The organism is Stenotrophomonas sp. STEN038 (genome assembly GCF_056759895.1).
The window spans coordinates 57,593-79,320 of the sequence record NZ_JBRRDW010000019.1 but is presented as its reverse complement, the minus strand read 5'-3'; the positions used below and the strand labels follow the sequence as shown (position 1 = coordinate 79,320).

At 60.3% G+C, this 21,728-nt stretch carries 17 protein-coding genes and 2 pseudogenes; 11 read left to right on the top strand and 8 right to left on the bottom strand.

Going from position 1 to position 21,728, the window contains the following annotated elements; all coding sequences use genetic code 11:
* Window positions 1-349: 349 nt before the first annotated feature.
* Complete coding sequence (locus ACVOLS_RS09985) at window positions 350-727, bottom strand: phosphatase domain-containing protein (protein WP_481545490.1); 378 nt, start codon at window positions 725-727, stop codon at window positions 350-352.
* A 5-nt stretch (window positions 728-732) separates the two neighbouring features.
* Between ACVOLS_RS09985 and ACVOLS_RS09980 the strand changes: the two are divergent.
* Window positions 733-1,710: pseudogene (locus ACVOLS_RS09980) on the top strand (site-specific integrase); the annotation flags it as partial.
* 139 nt (window positions 1,711-1,849) lie between these two features.
* Here the strand turns inward: ACVOLS_RS09980 and ACVOLS_RS09975 are convergent.
* A complete protein-coding gene (locus ACVOLS_RS09975) occupies window positions 1,850-2,470 on the bottom strand; it encodes a hypothetical protein (RefSeq protein WP_481545489.1) in 621 nt (206 codons plus the stop codon).
* 565 nt (window positions 2,471-3,035) lie between these two features.
* Here ACVOLS_RS09975 and ACVOLS_RS09970 point away from each other — a divergent pair.
* Together ACVOLS_RS09970 and chrA are read left to right on the top strand one after the other, a co-directional pair.
* Window positions 3,036-4,013: a chromate resistance protein ChrB domain-containing protein gene (locus ACVOLS_RS09970; protein ID WP_481545488.1), complete on the top strand. Its 978-nt coding sequence runs from the start codon at window positions 3,036-3,038 to the stop codon at window positions 4,011-4,013.
* Window positions 3,931-5,277: a chromate efflux transporter gene (gene chrA / locus ACVOLS_RS09965; RefSeq protein WP_481545487.1), complete on the top strand. Its 1,347-nt coding sequence runs from the start codon at window positions 3,931-3,933 to the stop codon at window positions 5,275-5,277. The genes ACVOLS_RS09970 and chrA overlap by 83 nt, the downstream gene beginning before the upstream one ends.
* A 48-nt stretch (window positions 5,278-5,325) precedes the next feature.
* Here the strand turns inward: chrA and ACVOLS_RS09960 are convergent, their stop codons facing one another.
* Complete coding sequence (locus ACVOLS_RS09960) at window positions 5,326-5,748, bottom strand: YqaA family protein (RefSeq protein ID WP_481545486.1); 423 nt, start codon at window positions 5,746-5,748, stop codon at window positions 5,326-5,328.
* Between the two features lie 1,038 nt (window positions 5,749-6,786).
* Complete coding sequence (locus tag ACVOLS_RS09955; RefSeq protein WP_481545485.1) at window positions 6,787-7,089, bottom strand: hypothetical protein; 303 nt, start codon at window positions 7,087-7,089, stop codon at window positions 6,787-6,789.
* On the opposite strand from ACVOLS_RS09955, the gene ACVOLS_RS09950 reads away from it, so the two are divergent.
* The 7 genes from ACVOLS_RS09950 to ACVOLS_RS09920 all read left to right on the top strand — a co-directional run bounded on the left by ACVOLS_RS09950 (window position 7,066) and on the right by ACVOLS_RS09920 (window position 15,240).
* Complete coding sequence (locus ACVOLS_RS09950; protein ID WP_481545484.1) at window positions 7,066-7,767, top strand: TolC family protein; 702 nt, start codon at window positions 7,066-7,068, stop codon at window positions 7,765-7,767. The two genes, ACVOLS_RS09955 and ACVOLS_RS09950, sit on opposite strands and share 24 nt — an antisense overlap.
* Window positions 7,764-8,999: an efflux RND transporter periplasmic adaptor subunit gene (locus tag ACVOLS_RS09945; RefSeq protein ID WP_481545483.1), complete on the top strand. Its 1,236-nt coding sequence runs from the start codon at window positions 7,764-7,766 to the stop codon at window positions 8,997-8,999. Before ACVOLS_RS09950 ends, ACVOLS_RS09945 begins: the two co-directional genes overlap by 4 nt.
* 9 nt (window positions 9,000-9,008) lie before the next feature.
* Window positions 9,009-12,140, top strand: coding sequence for an efflux RND transporter permease subunit (locus tag ACVOLS_RS09940; RefSeq protein ID WP_481545482.1), 3,132 nt, complete (start codon window positions 9,009-9,011; stop codon window positions 12,138-12,140).
* Window positions 12,137-12,868, top strand: a complete 732-nt coding sequence (locus tag ACVOLS_RS09935; RefSeq protein WP_481545481.1) for a HupE/UreJ family protein — start codon at window positions 12,137-12,139, stop codon at window positions 12,866-12,868. The genes ACVOLS_RS09940 and ACVOLS_RS09935 overlap by 4 nt, the downstream gene beginning before the upstream one ends.
* A gap of 13 nt (window positions 12,869-12,881) precedes the next feature.
* Window positions 12,882-13,523, top strand: a complete 642-nt coding sequence (locus tag ACVOLS_RS09930) for a hypothetical protein (RefSeq protein ID WP_481545480.1) — start codon at window positions 12,882-12,884, stop codon at window positions 13,521-13,523.
* Window positions 13,524-13,582: 59 nt separating this feature from the next.
* Window positions 13,583-13,831, top strand: coding sequence for a hypothetical protein (locus ACVOLS_RS09925; protein ID WP_481545479.1), 249 nt, complete (start codon window positions 13,583-13,585; stop codon window positions 13,829-13,831).
* 74 nt (window positions 13,832-13,905) lie between these two features.
* Window positions 13,906-15,240 (top strand): MFS transporter, encoded by a 1,335-nt coding sequence (locus ACVOLS_RS09920; RefSeq protein WP_481545478.1) that lies wholly within the window; start codon window positions 13,906-13,908, stop codon window positions 15,238-15,240.
* 183 nt (window positions 15,241-15,423) lie between these two features.
* On the opposite strand, the gene ACVOLS_RS09915 is transcribed toward ACVOLS_RS09920, so the two are convergent.
* The 4 genes and pseudogenes from ACVOLS_RS09915 to ACVOLS_RS09900 form a co-directional block, all read right to left on the bottom strand.
* Window positions 15,424-15,684 carry a helix-turn-helix domain-containing protein gene (locus ACVOLS_RS09915; protein WP_481545477.1) on the bottom strand — a complete coding sequence of 87 codons (261 nt, stop codon included), beginning with the start codon at window positions 15,682-15,684 and terminating at the stop codon, window positions 15,424-15,426.
* A gap of 296 nt (window positions 15,685-15,980) precedes the next feature.
* Window positions 15,981-18,974: pseudogene (locus tag ACVOLS_RS09910) on the bottom strand (Tn3 family transposase).
* Window positions 18,975-18,997: 23 nt separating this feature from the next.
* Complete coding sequence (locus ACVOLS_RS09905) at window positions 18,998-20,269, bottom strand: site-specific integrase (protein WP_017355000.1); 1,272 nt, start codon at window positions 20,267-20,269, stop codon at window positions 18,998-19,000.
* Window positions 20,266-20,679, bottom strand: coding sequence for a MerR family transcriptional regulator (locus ACVOLS_RS09900; protein ID WP_014159604.1), 414 nt, complete (start codon window positions 20,677-20,679; stop codon window positions 20,266-20,268). The genes ACVOLS_RS09905 and ACVOLS_RS09900 overlap by 4 nt, the downstream gene beginning before the upstream one ends.
* A gap of 105 nt (window positions 20,680-20,784) precedes the next feature.
* On the opposite strand from ACVOLS_RS09900, the gene ACVOLS_RS09895 reads away from it, so the two are divergent.
* A complete protein-coding gene (locus tag ACVOLS_RS09895) occupies window positions 20,785-21,402 on the top strand; it encodes a cation efflux transmembrane domain-containing protein (protein WP_014159605.1) in 618 nt (205 codons plus the stop codon).
* Window positions 21,403-21,728: the final 326 nt, after the last annotated feature.

Genomic DNA, 21,728 nt, shown 5'->3' with positions numbered 1-21,728 from the left:
GAATTTGTAGGCTTGCCGGGTCTTGCTGGTGATCTTGCCTGCAGACATGACTGTCTCCCAATGCTACCCCCAACAGAGGCTAGCTCTGTCTAGGAAATCCTGGGAACTCCATAGTCGTTGAGCGGAAGAGCTTACTGTCGCGTAGTGAAAACGGGCACAACACATTGGATATGTACCAAGAATGCGAAATGGATGATGGGCCGACTCCGATTGTTGTTTTCCAAAGAGGATGTCCTTTTTTTCAATAGTTAACGTCCATACGCTTCGGGATTGAAACGCTTGCTTCTCGATCTTGGTGCACTCGTGCATATGAAGCCCCTTCCTGACTGAGCTGCCGTGCTCCGGCGTTCTAAGATTCCAAGCGCTTCTGAGCTCCCCATTCCCGCAAAAACGCTTCTTGTTCCGACGTTTCTATCGCTCCGGGTCGAACTGCACGAACTAGGCGGATCGCCTCGTCGGCTTCCCAGGTCATCCTTGAATCCAGCAACAGCATCGAAGCGACCGTTCCAGCGCGCCCGAGACCGCCTTTGCAATGAACGACAACACGAGCTCCGGTATTCAAGGCTGACACCAATTCCGGGCTGAGCTGCCTCCAGCGATCCAGCAAACGATGATCCGGGGCAGCCCCATCAACAATTGGAAGTCCGTACCACGTCAGTCCGAATGCTTCCGCTCTGGTTGGAAGTTGAGAAATCCTCAGCTCGTCATACTCGAAAGGCTCAATCAAGCTGATCAGATACGTCGTCCGTCAATACCACTCGCAGCTATGCGGGGGCGCTGCGCTACTGGGCGGCCTGGTTTCAGGGACGCTACGGTCAGTCGATTGCACTGCCAGTGCCGGCAGCTACGGTGGTCCAATTCGTGGTCGATCACGTGGAGCGCAGATCCCAGACGGGCCTGACTTGGGAGCTACCGTCGGCACTGGATCTCCAGCTGGTTGCCGCGGGACTTAAGCAAAAGCCTGGCGCGTTCAAGCTCAGCACGGTCGTGCATCGGGTGGCCGTGCTGTCCGCTGCGCATCAGCTTAAGAAACTCGACAATCCGTGCGAAACGCCGGAAGTGCGCCAGCTGCTGGCCAAAGGCCGTCGTGCGGCACACAAACGCGGGGAGCGCCCGCGCAAGAAGACGGCCATCACCCGGACCGAGTTGGAGGCGCTGGCGGCCACCTGCGACGACTCCCTGACGGGCTTGCGCGACCGCGCCCTGCTCTACTTTGCCTTCTCCAGCGGCGGCCGTCGTCGCAGCGAAGTGGTGGCCGCCGACATGGCCGATCTGCGACGCATTGATGTCCGGACCTACATCTATCGGCTTGAGCACGGCAAAACCCTGCAGGACGGACCGAAAGCGACCTCCACGCCGGACAAACCGATCCTGGGCGTAGCGGCCGATGCCCTCGCCGCCTGGTTGGACGCGGCCAGCCTGACCGAGGGGCCGATCTTCCGCCGGCTCTGGGGCACCACCGTTGGCGCGGGTCTGTCGTCCAAGTCAGTGGCGGATATCGTGCAGAAGCGCGCCAAACTGGCAGGGCTGGAGGGCGACTTTGGCGGACATAGCCTGCGCTCAGGGTTTGTGACCGAAGGTGCGCGCCAAGGGGTCGCCCTGCCCGCCTTGATGGCGATGACCGACCATCGCTCCGTGGCCAGCGTGGTGGGGTACTTTCAGGCGGGCAGCATCGCGGACAATCCTGCCGCCAAGCTTGCGGGGGATTGAGCGCTGCGGGGCCCGGCCCGAAGACTTCTAGCGACGCCCGCAGCTCGCCAGTTTTGCTGGCGAGCTGCGGGCTTTTCTCATTCGCCCGACAGCCACTTATGCATCAAAGCTACTTCACCGTGCGCCGTGCCGAGCTTGGCTAATGCAGCTTGCTCATCGCCGAAGCCACCGCCCTACGGATCTGCTCAGGATCGTAGGACTCGGCCACTTTAATCAGACGCTTGCGCGGGACATCAACAATCGCCACTTCCGCATTCAATTGCTTGGCGTCAGTGATGTACTGGGCAAGATGCAGCAACGTTTGGGCTTGCTCAGCTTTCAAGGGTGCGTCGACAACGTGGAGGTAGAGCAGCATGAGCTTGCCATCCTGGCTTGCGACGACAACATCCTGCCCCGTCCTCAAGATGACGCCGTCAACTGTGGCTGAGCACTTGGATGGGCTCGGTCGCGGCGTGAAGTCCACGTCATCATTGGCGGCCACAATCTCCACGAAATTGCGAACCAGCCCTTCTGCCTTGCCCTTTAACGGACCAGGAAAGCTAGTCAAGCGCGCACACGCATCGTTTGCACTCAATCCCGCGCAGACGTCCTTCACGGCCAGCTTGATGCAGTTGGTGTACCAGAGAGGAAATGACATCCCCTCTCGCTGCCCTGAGCGTTGATACAGTCGTGCCTGTTCGGCCAGTTCTTCCTCGGTAGCGACCGCAAGGCGGCTCGCTTTTCGTACAGTTAAGCGATTACTCAATGGATACTCCTTCATTTCAGCGTTGCTGCAGAAGGTAGTTCCAGAAGACTGTGCGATTACAGCCAGGCTCTTTGACGTCGGCCAGATTCGCTGCTAGAATCGCTAGTTAGATATTTGACGCTCAGTCTCTGGGCTACCGTCCTGCATTTCAGGATAAGCCACCAGCACATGGTGGCTTTTTTACGAAGGGCATTTGTCGAGTGACATAAAACCCCTCTTCATACATTAAATCACTATCCATACGCCTGTGCAATCCGTTAAGTTTTCGGAAATGACTTCCGTTAATCTAACGTTTAGTGACTTGCGTCTCATAAGATGAGACCCGTTCTAGCGGCACGGGTCCGTTAGCGCGCTCGTCGCCGGCCAGCGCGACGGCTTTTGGCCGGAGTACCCCGGCAACACTCTGTCTTGAGCCAGGAATAGCCCTCCCGGTCTCCTCCAAGGTGCTTCGCGACCTGCAACCGCCCCGGAGGACCCCTGGTGGGCTGGGGCTGGGGCTGGGAATGGACCGATCGAGGTCTAAGGAAATAACAATCTAGATGTAGAGATAACTACAGACTCAGTAGTAGTCTCTACTCTTATGAACTGGCAGATTCTTATTCTTTCCCTTCCGAGCAGGAATGCGACTGCCCGACAGCGGGCATGGCGCGCCCTGAAATCAGTTGGTGCCGCAAGCCTGCGGGATGGCGTTTACCTCTTGCCTGCTTCTGAAGAGCTGCAAGTGCGCTTGCAGGCGATAGCGAACGACGTGCGAAGAAGTGGAGGCGATGCCCACTGGTTTCCGTTGCAGATCTTTGAGGCGGCCCCGTATCGGGCAATGTTTGCCCGAACCCAGGACTATACGGAGCTGATGGAAGCAGTGCGGCTCACCAAGTGCGAGGTCGGACAGCTGCCACCTACAGAAGCACTCAAACGCACACGGAAACTGCGAAGCCGCTATGAAGCAATCCGCGCTATTGATTTCTTTCCCGAAGGGACGGAACAACTGGGGCTCGCAGAACTAACGGAGCTGGAAAGTAGCTGCGCCCGTCTTCAAGCGCCAGATGAGCCGCAGGCGGCAGATGGCACGTTGCGGCAATTGAGTCGCTTGGACTACCAAGGGCGAGTTTGGGCGACCCGCCAGCGACCCTGGATTGACCGGCTGGCCAGTGCGTGGTTGATTCGACGCTTCATCGACCCCCGTGCCGCCTTCAGGTGGCTGGTCAACGAACGCGACCGCCCTGATGGCGTTGTGGGCTTCGACTACGATGGTGCTGAGTTTTCGCACGTCGGATCACAAGTCACGTTTGAGGTTCTCGCAGCCAGTTTCGGACTGATGGGTGCTGCCATCGACTCAATGAGTGCGCTTGTCCACTATTTGGATGTTGGGGGGCGGGCGCCACCGGAAGCAGCTGGGGCAGAGAGCATCCTCGCAGGCTTGCGCCGCACCATCGCCAACGACGATCAGTTGCTGGATCAGGCATGCGCGGTTTTGGATGCATTGTTCGCGACCTTTTCTGAAGAGGCAGCTCAGGCTGGAGACACCACAAATGCAAGGGAGAGCTCGGACGATGTCTGAGTCCCCCATTCCCTCTTCAGAAGAGACGGCCGCCCCCCCCTTTGCGGGGTATCAGGTGCCACATGAGTCGCTGCTGGCATTGTTCTTGCGCTTCCTCCGCTTTGGGTGCCTGGCTTGGGGAGGGCCAGTTGCGCAGATCGGAATGATCAGACAAGCATTGGTGGACGACGAGCGCTGGGTGTCCAGTGCACAGTTCAATCGAGCTCTTGCGATCTATCAGGTTCTGCCAGGGCCAGAAGCACATGAGCTATGCGTCTATTTCGGGATGCTCGCACGCGGGCGTATCGGCGGCATCCTGGCGGGGCTGGGATTCATGCTGCCCGGCTTCGTTCTGATGTTCATTCTTTCCTGGGCGTATGTGCGCTTCGGACTGAAAGGCGAGGCATTCCAGTCCGTCTTTGCTGCCGTCCAGGTCGCGGTGGCGGCACTCATTGTGCGGGCGACATTTCGGATCGGAGGCCACGTGATCACTGATCGATGGCTGTTGGTCATAACGATCCTCGGAGCGTTCGCGCAAATGGCTGGCATCCATTTCGCCATTCTGCTGGCCTTTGGTGGCCTCACCTATGCGGTGTCACGCTGCTGGAAAGGCTTTCTTAGCATGGGCCTGCTGTTGCTTGCTGGTTGTGTGATCGGTCTAGTGGTCATCCGACAAGGTGGCCTCGCGGGCCTAGCCTCCTTTGCCGCCGACACTGCTCCCGCTTGGAGCTCGGCGAATGCAGCCAGCACCTCAATCCCTACCCTATTCGCTTCCGGCCTGAAGGCTGGCCTGCTGACGTTCGGTGGTGCATACACTGTCATTCCCTTCCTACAGCGGGATGCAGTCATACAGGGTGGGTGGATCAGCAACGCCCAGTTCCTCGATGGCATTGCATTGTCGGGACTACTCCCCGCGCCGCTGATCATCTTCTCTACCTTCATCGGCTATCTGGCCGGGGGGCCATGGGGGGCGGTTGCAATGACGGCAGGGATTTTCCTTCCCGCGTTTCTGCTTACGCTGCTTGGTCACAACACGCTGGAGCGGTTAGTCAATCGCCCTCGCATCCAGCTGTTCCTTGAAGGTGTGACCGCCGCGGTAGTGGGTTTGATTGTTGGAACAGCGGTAGCCCTGTTGCATCAATGTCTAAATGGCGTCGCTCCGATAGTGCTTTTCAGTATCGCCACTGCGGTTCTGTTCAAGAGCAAGGCGCGGCTGGTGATACCAGCAGTCATCGTGGGTGCTGCATTGTGGGGATGGGGCGTGCAGGCGGCTTTGCATCTCTGAACAAAGCAGTCAGGCATTCGCACATGCAGACGAAGTCCCCTCTTGGCCTCATACGAGGCCAAGCGTCATCCATGCAAGGGCGACATAGCGACCGGTTTTTGCCAAGGCGACGAGTGGCAGGAACGTTCGTAGTGGTTCGCGCATGAACCCAGCTGCAAGCGTCAGCGGGTCACCTATAACCGGAACCCAGCTCAACAGAAGCGACCAGCGTCCATACCGGCTATACCAACGACTTACCCTCTTCAATCGCACCGGATTGAGCGGGAACCACCGCTTTGAACTGAGCTGGAGAGCCTTGGAACCAAGCCACCAGTTAACTGTTGAGCCCAGGATGTTGCCGGCACTGGCCACGATGATCAGGGACACAACCGGGTAGTCGGCCAAAAGAAGTGCAACCATCATCGCCTCCGACTGGGCGGGAACTACCGTGGCCGCAAGAAAGGCGGCAAAGAACAAACCCAAATAAATCATTAGAGGTATCGCGGTCGGTGTGGTCGTCAGGGACAGCTTTCAGGCCACGCCCCTGCGCGCTCCCTCTCAATCAAGTGCCATCATCACGAAGATGCAAACAATTCATTAGATTCAATAAGTTGCAACCATTGGCAGGCCTCGCGTTGCGGTTCGCCTTTACAGCGCGGGCTAGCCCTCGCGTTCTACTGACACGGCTTGGGCCCCTCCAGATGCGCCATCTTTGCACTCATTGGTTGGGACGCGTCATGCCCGCTGTCGGGCATGGGCAGATTCCTTGTCGACAAGCGCTGGCAACCCACCTTAAGCTACCGACAATGTTCCGTACACCGGCCACCATCAATCTGCTCCGGGTCAGCCTCTTTGTGCTGTTGGCCTTGGGTGCGCTTGTGCGGCCGATGTTGAACCTGGTGGGTGACCTGCACTCCACTGAGCATGCGGTTGCGGCCGCCGCCGAGCATGGTCACCACCATCCTGGCGATCACGACTCGGACTCTGATCCAGAGCACGCCAAGGGCCTGCATGCCCTACTCCACTCGGCTGATTCCAACGGTGCACTCAGCCTTTGGAACCACAGTCATTGGGCGCCTACCGCCGCGCCAGAGACTTCGGTTCCTGCCTTAGACGTCCATTGGCGTCCTTCGCAACAACCTTCCAGCCCTTTCAGACCTCCCATCGTTTGACGAATCCGGCCGCCTTGTAGCGGCCTGATAGTGCTGGCCACAATTTGTGGCCGGCTGCGCTATTCGTCGAACAATCGGAGAAGAATCCGTGAATTTGCGTTGCATGTGGGTACTGACTTTGGTCGGTACCTGCAGCGTTGCCCCGTGGGGCTTCGCTGCCGAACCTTTGCGCTTGGAAGAAGCGGTCGTCCGCGCTCTCCAAGCGAATCCCACAATCCAAGCCGAAGCTGCCCGTCTGGAGGCAGTGCGCAATCGGGCCAACCGAGAAGCTCTTCCTGCACCCTATGTCGTTGGGGCCGATTTTGAGAACGTTGCAGGTACCGGCGGGCTGAGCGGTGTGGACTCGGCTGAAACCACGTTACGCCTCGGACATGTCCTTGAGCTTGGCGGCAAGCGTGATGCCCGCAGAGCCTTGGGAACTGCCGAGATCAACCTTCAGCGAAGCGCTGAAGGTATAGCCAGGCTTGATATCACCAACAGCACCGCACAGCGGTTCATTCAGACCGCGGTCGCCCAGGAGCACGTAGAACACGCCCAAGAGCGAGTTCGTCATGCCGACCGCACCCGTCGAGAAGTCGCCAGATGGGTGCAGGCGGCACGCAATCCAGACTCGGACCTTCGGGCAGCTGAGATCACGTTGGCCGATGCCGAACTGCAGCATGAGCAGGCACTACAGGCACTTCAGGGAGCCAAGGCACGCCTTGCTGCCAGTTGGGGAGCCCTAACCCCGGACTTCGACAGCGTGGCCGCGGATCTGGACACCCTGCCCCCGCTCGCGGATTTCGAATCCCTGGCCGTCCGCCTGCCGCAGACGCCTCAGCAGCGTCTTGCACAGCTCGAATCCGAATCCATCGCGGCTCGTCGCCGGATTGCTGTGGCGAGTGGGAAGCCTGACGTGAACGTCAGTCTTGGCGTTCGTCGCTTGGAGGCGACAGGGGATCAAGGTCTGGTGATGTCCTTCTCCGTGCCTCTTGGGAGCCAGCGGCGCGCCTCCTATTCGGTCGCCGAAGCCGATGCAGATCTGGCCGCAATTCAAGCACGCGCCCAGGCGGCAGGCCTGGAGCAACGCCAGCAGCTATTCGATCGCTATCAACAGATGCAGCAAGCCCGTTCCGAAGTGGAAGCGCTTCGCAACCGAATGCTGCCCAAGGCTCAAGAAGCGGTCAGCTTGACGCGTCGTGGTTTTGAAGCCGGTCGATTCTCATTCCTTGCTCTAGCCCAAGCCGAGAAGACCCTGTTCGACCTGCGCGAACGCGAAGTCGAGTCGGCCGCCCGCTACTACACCCTTATGGTCGAGGTTGAGCGCCTGACCGCCCACATCCCGGATGCCTCCCGATGAAGCGTTATGCATTCCTGATCCTTCTATCTCTGATGCTCGCCGCCTGTGGCGAGAAGCAGAGCGCTGAACCCATCGCCGGAGAAGCCTCAGCCGCCGCTGGCGCCGAATACGAACGCGGCCCTCATCGTGGCCGAATGCTGCGGGATGGCAACGTCGCCATCGAGGTGACGGTGTACGAAACCAACACGCCGCCCCACTTCCGCCTGTATGCATACCGGGACGACCAGCCTATCGCCCCTGGTGAAGTGACTGCCAGCATGGAGGTCACGCGACTTGATGGGGAAGTCAGTGCTTTCTCCTTCAAGGCAGAAAAGGACTATCTGGCTGCGAGTTCCGAGGTCGTGGAGCCCCACTCGTTCGATGTGAAGGTCAATGCGACGCTCGGTGGCAAACCTCATAGCTGGACGTACGCCTCCTATGAAGGCCGGACCACCATCGATCCTGAAGCAGCAAAGGATGCCGGTGTAGTCGTGGAGACAGCAGGGCCCGCGACGATCCGCGACACCGTTCAGCTGATGGGAGCCGTCGCGTTGAACGAGAACCGTCACGCTGCGATCAAAGCAAGGTTCCCGGGAATCGTGCGTGCGGTCCACGTGCAAGTTGGTGATCGGGTAGCACGCGGGCAAACCCTGGCGACTATCGAAGGCAACGAGAGCATGCGTACATACGCCGTCACCGCACCCTTCGACGGTGTGGTGCTGACTCGAGCTACCAATGTCGGGGACGTGGCCGCCGATAACACCCTGATCGAACTCGCCAACATGGGCGAGGTGTGGGTGGATCTCCGGGCGATCGGTACCGATGCCGAACGTCTGGCGGCCGGCCAGGCGGTGCAAGTCCGCTCGGCCACCGGGGAAGCGACCGTCGAATCCACTGTCGCGTCCCTGCTGCCCGTAGCGTCCAGCGGTCAGAGCGTGGTTGCTCGCGTGAACCTTCCCAATCCCGATGGGCGTTGGCGTCCAGGAATGACGGTCGCAGCGGAGGTCACCTTGTCTTCGGAAGAAGTGCCGCTGGCAGTGAAGGAATCCGGGCTGCAGCGCTTCCGTGACTTCACGGTTGTGTTTGCGCAGGTCAAGGATACCTACGAGGTGCGCATGCTCGAGCTGGGTCGGAGAGATGGCGAGTACGTCGAGGTACTTGGCGGCTTGAAGCCAGGAACGGAATACGTCGCCGAGCAAAGCTACTTGATCCGCGCAGACATCGAAAAGTCTGGCGCCAGCCACGACCACTAAGGAACAGCCATGCTCGAAAGAATCATACGAGCGTCCATCGCTCATAGATGGCTGGTGTTGCTCCTTGTTCTGGGGCTATGTGGCCTTGGCATCTGGAACTACAACCGGCTCCCCATCGATGCCGTTCCGGACATCACCAACGTACAGGTTCAGGTCAACACCGAGGCCCCCGGCTACTCGCCCTTGGAGGCGGAGCAGCGTGTCACCTTCCCGGTCGAAACAGCTCTGGCCGGCCTGGCCAAGCTTGAGTACACACGCTCGGTTTCACGCTACGGCCTTTCCCAGGTCACGGTGGTGTTCGAGGACGGAACGGATATCTACTTCGCACGCCAGCAGGTCGCCGAACGCCTGCAGCAAGCGGCCTCTGCCCTACCCTCGGGCCTGAAGCCCTCACTCGGGCCGGTAGCCACCGGCTTGGGCGAAATCTTCATGTACACCGTCGAAGCCGAGCCGGGCGCGGAAGACACGTGGACCCCCATGGCGCTACGTACGCTCCAGGACTGGGTCGTTCGCCCACAGATGCGTCACCTGAAAGGTGTCACTGAGGTCAACACGGTCGGTGGCTACGTCCGCCAGTTCCATATCACCCCCGATCCGTCGAAACTTCAGGCCTACGGCCTGACGATGCAGGACGTCCTTGAGGCTGTCGAGCGCAGTAATGCGAATGTCGGCGCGGGCTACATCGAGCGGTCTGGCGAGCAGTACCTGATCCGCGTCCCTGGCCAGGTGGCGGATATCGTTGGGTTGCGGAAGATTGTGGTGGCCACACGTGAAGGTCTTCCGCTTCGCGTTGGCGATGTCGCGGAAGTACTTGAAGGCAGCGAACTGCGTACCGGCGCAGCCACCAAGGATGGCAAGGAAGTTGTCCTCGGAACCGTGTTCATGCTGATCGGCGAGAACAGCCGTGAAGTAGCACAGCGCAGTGCAGCCAAGCTCAAGGAAATCGACAAAACCTTGCCCGATGGCGTTCGCGTGCATGCGGTGTATGACCGTACCGAGCTGGTTGATCGCACCATCGAGACTGTTCGCAAGAATTTGTTGGAAGGCGCTCTCCTCGTCATCGCCGTTCTGTTTTTGCTGCTTGGCAACCTGCGCGCAGCATTGATCACCGCGGCAGTGATCCCGCTGACAATGCTCTTGACGATTACTGGAATGGTCGAGAACAGGGTTTCTGCAAACCTGATGAGCCTGGGAGCGTTGGATTTCGGCCTGATCGTAGACGGCGCGGTCATCATCGTGGAGAACTGTCTGCGTCGTTTCGGCGAAAAGCAGCATGCTCTGGGGCGTTTGCTTACCCGCCAGGAACGATTTGAGCTGGCCGCCAGCGCCAGTGCCGAAGTGATCAAACCCAGTTTGTTCGGCTTGTTCATCATCGCGGCGGTCTACATCCCGATCTTCGCCCTGTCCGGGGTGGAAGGAAAGATGTTCCACCCGATGGCATTGACGGTGGTGATCGCGTTAACGGGCGCAATGGCGCTCTCGTTGACCTTTGTGCCCGCGGCCGTCGCCCAGTTCGTGACGGGCAAGGTGTCGGAGAAGGAAACCCGCGCCATGCGTGCGGTCAGCCGCTTCTACGGCCCGCTCCTGGAAAAGGTAATGTCCGCGCGTAAGTTGGTAGTTGCAGCCGCTGCAGTACTAATTGTGCTGTCGGGTGTTCTCGCAAGCCGCTTGGGCACGGAGTTCATCCCCAACCTGGATGAAGGTGACATCGCGTTGCATGCCCTTCGCATTCCAGGTACCAGCCTGAGCCAAGCAATCGGTATGCAGCGACAGCTGGAAGCGCGGATCAAGGAGTTCCCTGAGGTAGACGAAGTGGTGGCGAAGATCGGCACCGCAGAGGTTGCCACCGATCCGATGCCACCCTCGGTCGCAGATACCTTCATCATGCTCAAGGATAGGAGCAAATGGCCGAACCCACGCAAGCCGAAGGCTGAACTCATTGCTGAACTGGAAAAGGCGGTGCGCGCCATTCCCGGCAACAACTATGAGTTCACGCAGCCCGTTCAGATGCGTATGAACGAGCTGATCGCCGGTGTCCGTGCCGAAGTAGCGATCAAGCTGTATGGCGATGACCTGGATCAACTGGCTGCCATCGGGGGACAGATCGAAAAGGTTGCCAGCAGCATTGACGGCAACGCCGACGTGAAGCTGGAACAGGTCACGGGCCTGCCGCTGATGACCATCACTCCGGATCTGGATGCTTTGGCCCGCTATGGCGTATCGATTGATGCGGTCCAGCGGACCATTTCCATGGCGCTGGGTGGTGAAACCGCCGGGCAGGTATTCGAGGGTGATCGTCGCTTCGACATCGTGGTTCGTCTACCTGAGAGTATGCGGGAGAACCCAAAGACCCTGGCCTCACTCCCAGTAGCACTACCGGTGAGCGAGGGATCGACCCGAGGCTATGTCCCGCTGGGGCAGTTGGCAAAGGTTGAAGTCGCCCCTGGCCCGAACCAAGTCAGTCGCGAGAACGGCAAGCGACGCGTGGTCATCACCAGCAACGTCCGTGGTCGTGACCTTGGCTCATTCGTGGAGGAGCTTCGTGAACGCGTGAGCACCGAAGTCGCGATGCCGGAGGGCTATTGGGTGGAGTACGGCGGTACGTTTGAACAGCTGATCTCGGCCAGCAAGCGTCTATCCGTTGTCGTACCCGTCGTGCTGGTGCTCATCTTCGGCCTGCTGTTCATGGCGTTCGGCTCGGGCAAGGATGCCGCCATCGTCTTCAGCGGTGTGCCGCTGGCACTTACTGGCGGTGTACTTGCGCTGGCGATGCGGGGAATCCCGCTATCCATCTCTGCGGGCGTGGGCTTCATCGCCCTATCCGGCGTCGCAGTGCTCAACGGTTTGGTGATGATCAGCTTCATCAAGAAGCTGCGCGAGGATGGGGCTCCACTCGAGCGCGCCGTCCACGAGGGTGCGATAACCCGCTTGCGGCCAGTGCTCATGACGGCGCTGGTGGCAAGTCTTGGGTTCCTGCCAATGGCCCTCAACGTGGGTGCCGGTGCCGAGGTCCAGCGTCCACTGGCCACGGTTGTGATCGGCGGCATCGTCTCGTCCACGCTGTTGACCCTGCTGGTTCTGCCGGCGCTCTATCGCCTCATTCATCGCGACGGCGATCTCAACAATTCGGAGCGCTCATGAGCGCTCCAACCAATCTAGAAACAAAGGAGCATTTCTTGCGCAACATCAAGCTATCGGCGGCGGCCTTGACGGGCATTGCGCTGCTGATCACAACGGCAGCTGCAGTGGCCCATGGCGTTAGCGAGGGCGACGCTGCATTCCTCGAAGAGAGTTCTGGGCGAAACCTACTCGCATTCACCTACCTGGGTGCGAAACACATGTTCACCGGATACGACCACATCCTGTTCTTGCTGGGAGTCGTTTTCTTCCTATATCGCATGAAGGACGTAGGCATCTACGTCACGCTTTTTGCCATCGGTCACAGCATCACGCTTCTTCTGGGCGTGCTGGGTGGCTTTCATGTGAACCCGTACATCGTTGACGCCATCATCGGCTTGTCGGTTGTCTACAAGGCGCTTGACAACATGGGGGCCTTCAAGCGCTGGTTCGGCTTCCAGCCCAATACGAAGGCTGCGGTAATGGTCTTTGGTCTTTTCCATGGCCTCGGCCTAGCCACAAAGCTCCAGGATTTTTCGCTTTCGCGCGAGGGGCTGGTTGCCAACATGCTGGCATTCAATGTTGGGGTAGAGATTGGCCAGATTCTCGCGTTGGCTCTCATCCTGATCGTCATGGGCTTCTGGCGCCGCTCGCCGATGTTTACCCGCCAAGCTTTTGGCGCCAACGCCGTTCTGATGACCGCAGGCTTTGTGCTTATTGGCTACCAGCTCACCGGCTACTTCGTTTCCTGATCGAGATAATTCAATGTCCATTACTGCAAACCAGCCTCTTCCGAGCACCGGCCGCCTGCTCCGTGCCACTTTCGTCGCAACAGCGGTGGCGGCAGTGTTGTTGGTCACTACCGTCCTACCTGCCGAGTACGGCGTTGACCCGACCGGTATAGGTCGAACATTGGGTCTGACCAAGCTGGCCGAGACGTCGGCTGACAGCGATCCGGTCGCCACTGCGGCGGTATCCAGCATCAATAGCGATGCCAACCAGACCCTGGCCGAAAAGGCGAAAGCCGCTTTCGGGGAGAACAAGGGCCAGGCGCTGGATGCGGCTGCGACCTCCCTTACTACGGGCCCAATCCGGACAGACACGCTCACGGTGACGTTGGCGCCCGGTAAAGGTGCCGAAGTGAAGGCGCACCTCAAGCAAGGGGCCGGCGCTGTTTATCGCTGGAAGGCCACGGGTGAAGTAGCCGTAGACATGCATGGCGAGCGCCCGGACGTGAAGGGTGCATGGACCAGTTATTCGGTCGAAGCCGCACAGAGCGAAGCCGAAGGCACCTTCATTGCGCCCTTCGACGGCACCCACGGCTGGTACTGGCAGAACCGCGGCACGACCCCGGTAGACGTTTCGGTCGAAGTCATCGGCTTCCAAGCCGATCTGTATCGCCCCTGATCTGGCCACACTTGTTTTCAACCCGCGGTGTAAGCGCCGCAATTTCCGGAGTGTTACCCATGAAGATCCGCAATGCTCTTGTAGCTACCTTCCTCGCAGCAGCATTCACCTCGGGTGCCGCAATCGCGCACGACCCTGCTCTGCATGAACCCGCGCCGGCTCCTGCGGCAGCTGTAAAGAAGCCCAAGCCCACCACCTGCGAGCAGCTGGCCGATACGTCCAAGTACGACGTGAATCTGAATCATTCGGCCACCAAAACCCTGAAGTCCACCTGCGATGCTCGCAGGGCGGAACCGGCAAAGAAGTAAGCTGACTGAAAAGCAGGGCGGTGCCATCCAGGCGCCGCCCTGCTTCCCCGCATGCACGAGCTGAGATTCACGCCATGATTGATGTTCTGAAGAACTCAAGCTTCCGGAGCCTGTTCGCCGCACAAGTCGTAGCCTTGGTTGGCACGGGATTGGCGACAGTTGCGTTGGCCTTACTGGCGTATGACCTAGCGGGCGCCGAGGCCGGCACCGTGCTGGGTACTGCTTTGGCGATCAAGATGATCGTCTATGTGACACTCGCTCCGGTCTCGGCGGCGGTAGTACTTCCAGCGTGGCGAAAGCGGGTTTTGATCGCACTCGACCTGGTTCGGGCGGCGGCCGCCCTCACCCTGCCCTTCGTCACCGAGATCTGGCAGGTGTACATCCTGATCGCATTGCTACAGTCGGCTTCTGCTTGCTTTACCCCCCTATTTCAGTCGCTCATTCCAGAGATCCTCAAGGAAGAGAAGGACTACACCAAGGCGCTATCGCTTTCGCGGTTGGCCTATGACCTGGAAAGCCTCCTGAGTCCGGCCCTGGCTGCGGCATTGCTTACCTTGATTAGCTTCCACGGGTTGTTTGCCGGAACCTCAGTTGGTTTCGTGCTCTCAGCTATGCTGGTGTTGTCGACCGCCTTCCCACTGATTGTCGATAAGCGCGGTGATGACGGCCCTTATACGCGAGCCATCCGCGGAATGCGCATCTATCTGCGTACACCTCGCCTGCGCGGACTGTTGGCACTCAACCTTGTGGCTGCAGCAGGCGGCTCGTTAGTATTCGTCAATACCGTGGTTGTGGTCCGAAGCGTACTTCAAGGCGGCGAACGTGAAGTTGCGTGGGCCCTTGCGGCTTTTGGTATTGGCAGCATGGCCGTTGCCATGCTGCTGCCGAAAGTACTGGATAAGGTCTCTGATCGGCGCGTAATGCTTGCCGCCGCGAGCCTGATGCTTGCGGTGTTGATGGGCCTGCAAGGTGCTTGGATCGGCCTTGATGGTGCGATCAACTGGCTTGTGATCATTCCGGCCTGGATACTGCTCGGCATGGCATACGCGGGGTTGGTCACGCCAGGCGGGCGGTTGCTTCGTCGCTCCGCAGATTTTTCCGACTTACCATTCCTGTTCGCAGCACAGTTCTCGCTGTCACATGTATGCTGGCTGATTGCCTACCCCCTTGCCGGCGTGGTGGGGGCGAAATGGGGGCTATCGGTGGCTATCGGCGCACTGGTGGGTGTTGCCGGCGTTGGGCTTTTGCTTGCTTGGCGCTCGTGGCCAAGGGCAGATCCCGAGGAGATAGAGCATAGCCACGATGACCTTCCAGACGATCACCCGCATTGGATAGAGCACGCCCGGAAGCATGGAAAGCATTCACACCGCTTCGTGATTGACCTACTGCACCGGAGGTGGCCAGGCTGATGTGGTGTCACCCGTCTCTCCACTCTGCGCCCGCCGATTTCGCAAGATCGCGTGGCGCGCCAGATGGTCGAACGCACCACTATTCAGATGGCGAGAATCAAGCGGGAGCGCCCCGCTTCTCTAGCCTCAGCGGGGGCGGTGGCTGATTCACCCGAGACCTGTGCTAAGAGGCGCGTACTTTGCCTACCTACGCCCCTGAGCCAGCACCGCGGTCCGCAGCGTCTCAATCAACTCGACTAAGGGTAAGTCCAACTGATTCGTCAGTTCGATGAATTCGATGATGTCCAGTCGGCGTGCGCCAGCTTCGACCGCGGACAATCGCTGTTGCGGCCAGCCCAAGCGTGCGGCCACATCGGTTTGGGTTAGGCCCAGCGCTTCACGGCGCAGGCGCAAGCGCTGCACCAGTTCCCGGTAGGCCTGCGTATAGATGGTTTTTGAGTCCATGGTCGCGTTTCGTTAGCGACCAAGGAATCTATGACCCTCTACCGAATACATGAAAAACGTGTAACCTGCGCTTATGGCTAGGTCGAGCATCTCCCATGCCCCGCAAAACAGCCTGTCGCGTTCATCGGGCTTTGCCGGAAATTCCGGAGAGCTTGAATTTGGTGAGCTTGGTTTCCTGGTGGGCCTTCGAGATGTCCATGAGGGTCGGCAGGGAATCGTTACGTACAGGGCCAAATGCCACCTAAGCGATTGAAACGCAATGATAATTGTCTTGTCCCGATGGCGGATGTCCCCGTCTATGGGGCCTGTTCAAGGACTTTCGCTGTATAGCTCAGCGGCGCCACTTCCCTTTCAAGATCCAAGTGGTAGTCGCCGAAGCGATTGATGTGGCTGGTCCGGTAAGGCGACAGGCCGGCCAGAATCTCGGGCGTCAGTTCAATCCCCTCCTTCTGCATTACGGCCAAGGTCCGGCTCATGCGTTCCACGTTGTGGAGGATGATCATGTTGGCCACCAGCTGGCTGTACTTGATGATCTTGCGCTGCTCGTGTTGGACGTTCTCAGCAATGATCCCTTGGCTGCCAAAGAAGACCCACTTCACGAAGCCGTTGTATTCCTCGCTCTTGTTGGTCGCAGCATGGATCGTTTTGCGAATCTCGTTGTCATCGATGTAGCGCAGCAAGAACAGCGTTCGGACGGCCTTGCCAAGTTCCCGGAAGGCGAAGTACAGCTTGTTCTTCCGGCTGTAGGTGCCCAGCCGGCGCAGGATCGAGGACGCGGTGATCTTCCCCAATCGGATCGAGATCACTACCCGCAGCATGTCGTGGAGATGCGTCGCGATCAGTTGCCAGTCGATGCTGTCTCCGAACAGTGCCTGGATATTCTTATAGGTCCTGCCAGGTTCGGGCCGGAAGAATGTCAGATCCTTGATGTTTCGTATCCTGGGCATCAGCTGGATGCCCAGCATGTGGGCCAAACCGAAGACTGGGTAGCTTTGGGCCTGCGTGTCGCCATGGACGATCTCAGGCTGGATGTCGGAAGTGTTGGCCAGCAGGCCGTCGAGGATGTAGATGCCTTCGTGCACACCACAGGGAATGAAATGGCTGAACAGCGCCACGTATTTGTCGGACACATGTTAGTAGCCGATGCCGCCGTAGCCGCCGTAGCGGATGTGGTACTCAGACAGCAGGTTGTCCTCGTAGACGCTCCATTTGGTGCCATCTGCTGAGGCGCTTTTCCCGCTGCCCCAATAGCCCGGGAGGTCGAATTTATTGTAGGTATTGATGACCTCTACGATGGCCTTCTCAAGCACATCCTCGGTCACGTATTTCAGGTTCAGCCAAGCAACCTGGCGCCGGCTGAAGCCCTTGATCGACCGCGCCGTCTGCGTCGGACCCAAGTTGCAGCCATAGCAAAACAGCGTGGTGATCACCCGTCGAGGGAGATCTTCAACCTGGCTCTCGGTGCCGGCGATCGGACGGAAGAATCGGTGCAGATCCAGCCATTGGCTGGCGTCGATCAGGACATCGACGATGCTGGACTCCGGGAGCCGTTCGGCGATGAGGCGGTCCACGGTGGCAATGGCGCTTGAGACCTCGGCGCGTTGCCCCTTCCGCAGTACCAGGCGTCCTTCCAGAATGTCCGCATGAACATTCTCGGGGAAACGCTCGTCAACTTCGTCGGCCAAGTCGGTCAGTTGTGCGCGCAACCCGGCCACGAAAGTCGCAGCGTCGGTGGGCAAGCCTGACACCTGGCCATAGGCTTCCAGTTCCTGGGCCAAGGTGGCTTCATCGACCAGCTGCTCGCGGTAGTCGTCAAATCGTTCGCTGCTCGGGATGAAGAGATCTCCCGACTTCAGTTCGTCCTTGACCTGCACCAGCACGGCCAGCTCGAAGTACTTACGGTGCATCCAGCCGGCGCCTGCCGCGCTGGCCCGCTTGCCAAACACGTGCTGACGCCAGAGCTTGGACATCCAATCGAAGTCCTTTTCCGGGTCCAGGCCGAGGGATGCGACCTCGATCAGCTCACGGCGTTGGTTGCGCAGCGACAGCACCGCTGCAATCAACGGCTCCATGCCGGCATCGTGGCTGGTTGCCCGCAAGTTCATCAGCTCCAGCCCATTGAACAGCAGCGGCCTGACCGCGCCGTAGGGTTGCAGCATGAAAGGCAGATAGTTCTTTCCTGCGTATGCCATATGTTCTTCGCATTCGGCCAACAAGGTCGACACTTCCGCTTCCAGACTGTTATCGATGGCATCCACGCGCTGACTATCGCTGCCGTCGAGCTGATAGGCCTGCAGGATTTCCTTGAGCTGGCCGATCAGGAAGTCGGCCCGCTTGGCATGTTCGAGCTGGTAGGCCAGCAGCTTTTGCTGGGCCGTGTTCTCCAGCCCGCGCACCTGCTTGATGAACAGCTCGGCTGCGTCATCCAGCGTCTTGGCATGCTGGGCGCGAATGAAGATGGTGGCCAACGCATAGCGCTTGTCCGGAGCCAGTTCGGCTAACTCGCTGGCGTCATAGGCGCGAGCCATTGCACGGAATTGCTTGAGCTTGGGCACCGGCACATCGATGGGAGGCAGCTGCTCGGCCAACTGCTGCAGCATGCGGATGTGCTGCAGATAGAACCGGACCTCCTTGTTGGTCGGTCGGCCAGGCTCGCGCTTGAGCGATTGCCAGCCAGTAAATCTGGAGCCTTCCGGTGCGCGCAGCAATTCGTCAATGAGCGTGCGCGTGGCAGGCGTCAGCGCGTGACTGATGCTGCGGTAGTAGCCCAGATTGACCCGCTCACGTGCGCCGATGGCGGCCAGCTCCAGGGTGCGGAAGCCTGGCAGTTCGTAGCGGTGGTGCACCAGCTCTTCGAGCAGGACGTTCACGATGTCCGGGATGGTGTGCTTGGTCTGGGCTGCTCCGGTGGCCACCGTGTCCAGCCAGGCCAAGCCTGATTTGTCCAGGGGATGTACCCCGATGAACTGCCGAAGCTGCGGCATATGGCGGCGCTGGCTACCGGAAGCGTCGTAACGTTCGAGCTGGTCGGTGTCCAATACGCGCCCGAGTCGGGCGGCCTTGGCGATGTGCTTCCGGATCCGCTCGGGCACTTCGGCTAACACCGTGAAGTAACCCAGGCGCTGGAAGAGCTTGAGATGAATCAGTACCGCCAGCTGCGGTCCCGGCTGGGTGGTCAGCTGCTTGGCGAATGCAATCTCAGCGGCGGTGGGGGTATAGATCTCCTCCAGTTCCTTGGCGGTGGGATCAGGCTTCAGTCGCGGGTAGGCGGTCTCGTGAAGGGTAGCCATTGGATCCGGAGGTTATGAGGGGATCAATCCCAGTGCCGGCCGTCGTCTGTATTGAGAGACGCTTCCAGGAAACACTGGTGCGTATCGGCCATGCGGTGCATGTCATCGAGCAACGTGGCCAGGATTTCATCCAGATCCCGGTCGGGATCGGTGGGAACAGTCAACTGGTACTCGCTGCTGGCAGTGTTCAGGCGCACAGCCTGGAACGGGGCCAAGCAGATCTCTTCGATCCGGCCTCGGGCCTTGGCCGCGCCGCGGCCCGTGCGGGCAAACGGGGTCAGCACCATGCGCAGGCGCAGCTGCAAGGCCGGTTTGCCCTCGGGCGCCGGCAGTGCCATCGCCGGTACCGGCGCGGTTGGACTGGGCAGGCTTGCTTCAATGCGGTCACGGGCAAAGGGGTCACGCCCGTCCAGATAGCGCATGGCCGACTGCACATCGCGCCAGCCCACGTACTCCATCAGCGCCTTCATGTCCCAGCCTTGGTCGTTGGCCCAGCTGGCAAAGCCGCGGCGCAACGAATGGCTGCTGTGGAGCCCCGCATCGGCAAAGCCGGCACTGGTCAGCAACTCGCGTAGCAGGCGCACCAAGCTGTTGGGATGCAGGCCCTCGGCGCTCACCTGGCCCCATTGGTTAACCGCCCGAAACACCGGCCCTTCGTGCAGGTCGGCCGCCTGCAGCCACACCTGGGTCGCCTCCACCGGGCACAACCGCGACAACGCCGGCACCTTGTAGGTGACGCCGGCGGCCTGGCGGTCGCCCTTGCTGCGCGGCAGGAAACAGGTCATCCCCTGTCCCGGCACCAGCGTGAGATGGGCCACGTCCAGACGCAGCAGTTCATCGCCACGGAAGCCCCGCCAGAATCCGAGCAGCACCAACGCTCGGTCGCGTTGATGGCGCAGCGCCGCCGCTCCGTCGCCCCGGGCATGCGCCGCCGCGATCGCGGCAGCCAACCAGTCATCGAGCTCGACCAGCCGCCGAATCTGCAGCGGCGCGGCTTGCTTGACCTGGCCCGGGTGCAGGGTCTGGATGCCTTTGAGCACCTTGCGCACCAGCGGCGACCGGGTCGGGTCGACAAAGCCGTGGTCGCGGTGCCAAGAGGCAATGGCGGCCAGCCGGTGGCGAAGCGTGCTGGCGGCTAGGGTCTGCGCATACGCGGCCAGGTACCGCGCCACGCTGTCCGGTGTCGCTGGGAGGTGGCCTTGCCATTCAACCTCGAAGTGCCGCAGCGCCGACGCATAGCTGCGCACCGTGTTCTGGCGCGTGGCTGCATCGAGGTAGCGGTCCAGTTCGGTCACTGGCGCGTGGCCTCCACAGCGACCGGCTGCCGCAGGGTCGACAGGATGGTGCATTCAGCCCGCTGCCCACCGTGGCAACTGGCAATCACCCGTTCCAACTCGGTGGCCATGCGCTCCAGGTCGGCCATGCGCGCCCGCACGTCGGTCAGATGGCTGCGTGCCAGCCGGTCCACGTCCCCGCACGAAAGCTCCTCATCGCCGGCCAGCTGCAGCAGGCTGCGGACCTCCTCCAGGCTGAAGCCTAGGTCCCGGCCGCGCGCAATGAAGCGCAGCCGCTCGATGTCGGCCGGGCCATAGACCCGGTAGCCATTGCCCGAGCGCCCCGGGCGCGGCAACAGGCCGATCCGCTCGTAATAGCGGATCGTCTCCAGGTGGCATCCACTGGCGTCGGCAGCCTCACTGATTTTCATTCGTAGTACGCTTGACTCCGTAGTAGCTACGGACTTTACACTCACCTGCTGTGTCATGCCAGCGACCCGCCCGGGCCCGGCTTCCCTGCGACTGGAGATGTTCCGATGAGTGATTGCGGCTGCCACCACGAGGCCAAGAATGCGCAGGAGCGGCGCGTCCTCTGGATCGCCCTAGCGTTGAACGCGGCGATGGCCGTGATCGGCGGCATCGCCGGCTGGATTGCCCATTCCACTGGCCTGCTGGCCGACGCTCTGGACATGCTGTCCGATGCCACCGCCTATGCCATTGGCCTGGTCGCTATCGGGCGCACGGCGCGCTTCAAGGCCAATGCCGCTTGGGTCAGCGGCAGCGTGCTGCTTGTGCTGGGTGTGGGCGTGTTGGTTGAGGTGGGCCGCCGGGTGATGTACGGCGCCGAGCCGGTCAGCGGCTGGATGATTGGCACCGCCCTGCTGTCGCTGGCGGTCAATATGGCGGTGCTGCGCATGCTGGCACCGCTAAAGTCCGGCGAAGTGCATCTGCGAGCGACGTGGCTGTTCACGCGGGCCGATGTGGTCGCCAATGTTGGGGTGATCCTGGCCGGTCTGTTGGTGTGGTGGCTGGCCAGCCCGTACCCGGATTTCGTGATCGGCGCCCTGATCGGCCTGTATGTGATCAAGGAAGCCTTCGAGATTTTAGGTGATGCCCGCCGGGCAGGTGCCGACGCGCGCAAGACGGCTGCATGACCAGGCTTGGCCGACTGAGCTCGGACTCTGGCGGCTGCGCTTGAACCCGGCACTGTCACGTGGCGCAGCTGGCCCCCGACCTAATCCGTCGCAGCTCAATCTGCGTGACCGTGCGGAAGCTCAGGCAAAACGTTAACTTTCTGTTCTTCGGATGCCGGATTCCGTCAATTTCCCGCGCCAGCTTTTGCCTGGCCACCTGACTCGCAGAGGCCACTCGAGCCCGCGAGATTGATGAATAAGCGTCAGCTTGCTGATGAGCGGGACCCAAGGTATCTTTCCGGCCTCAAATGTATCAGTCCTAGCCACACGTGCCTTCCATTGTCATC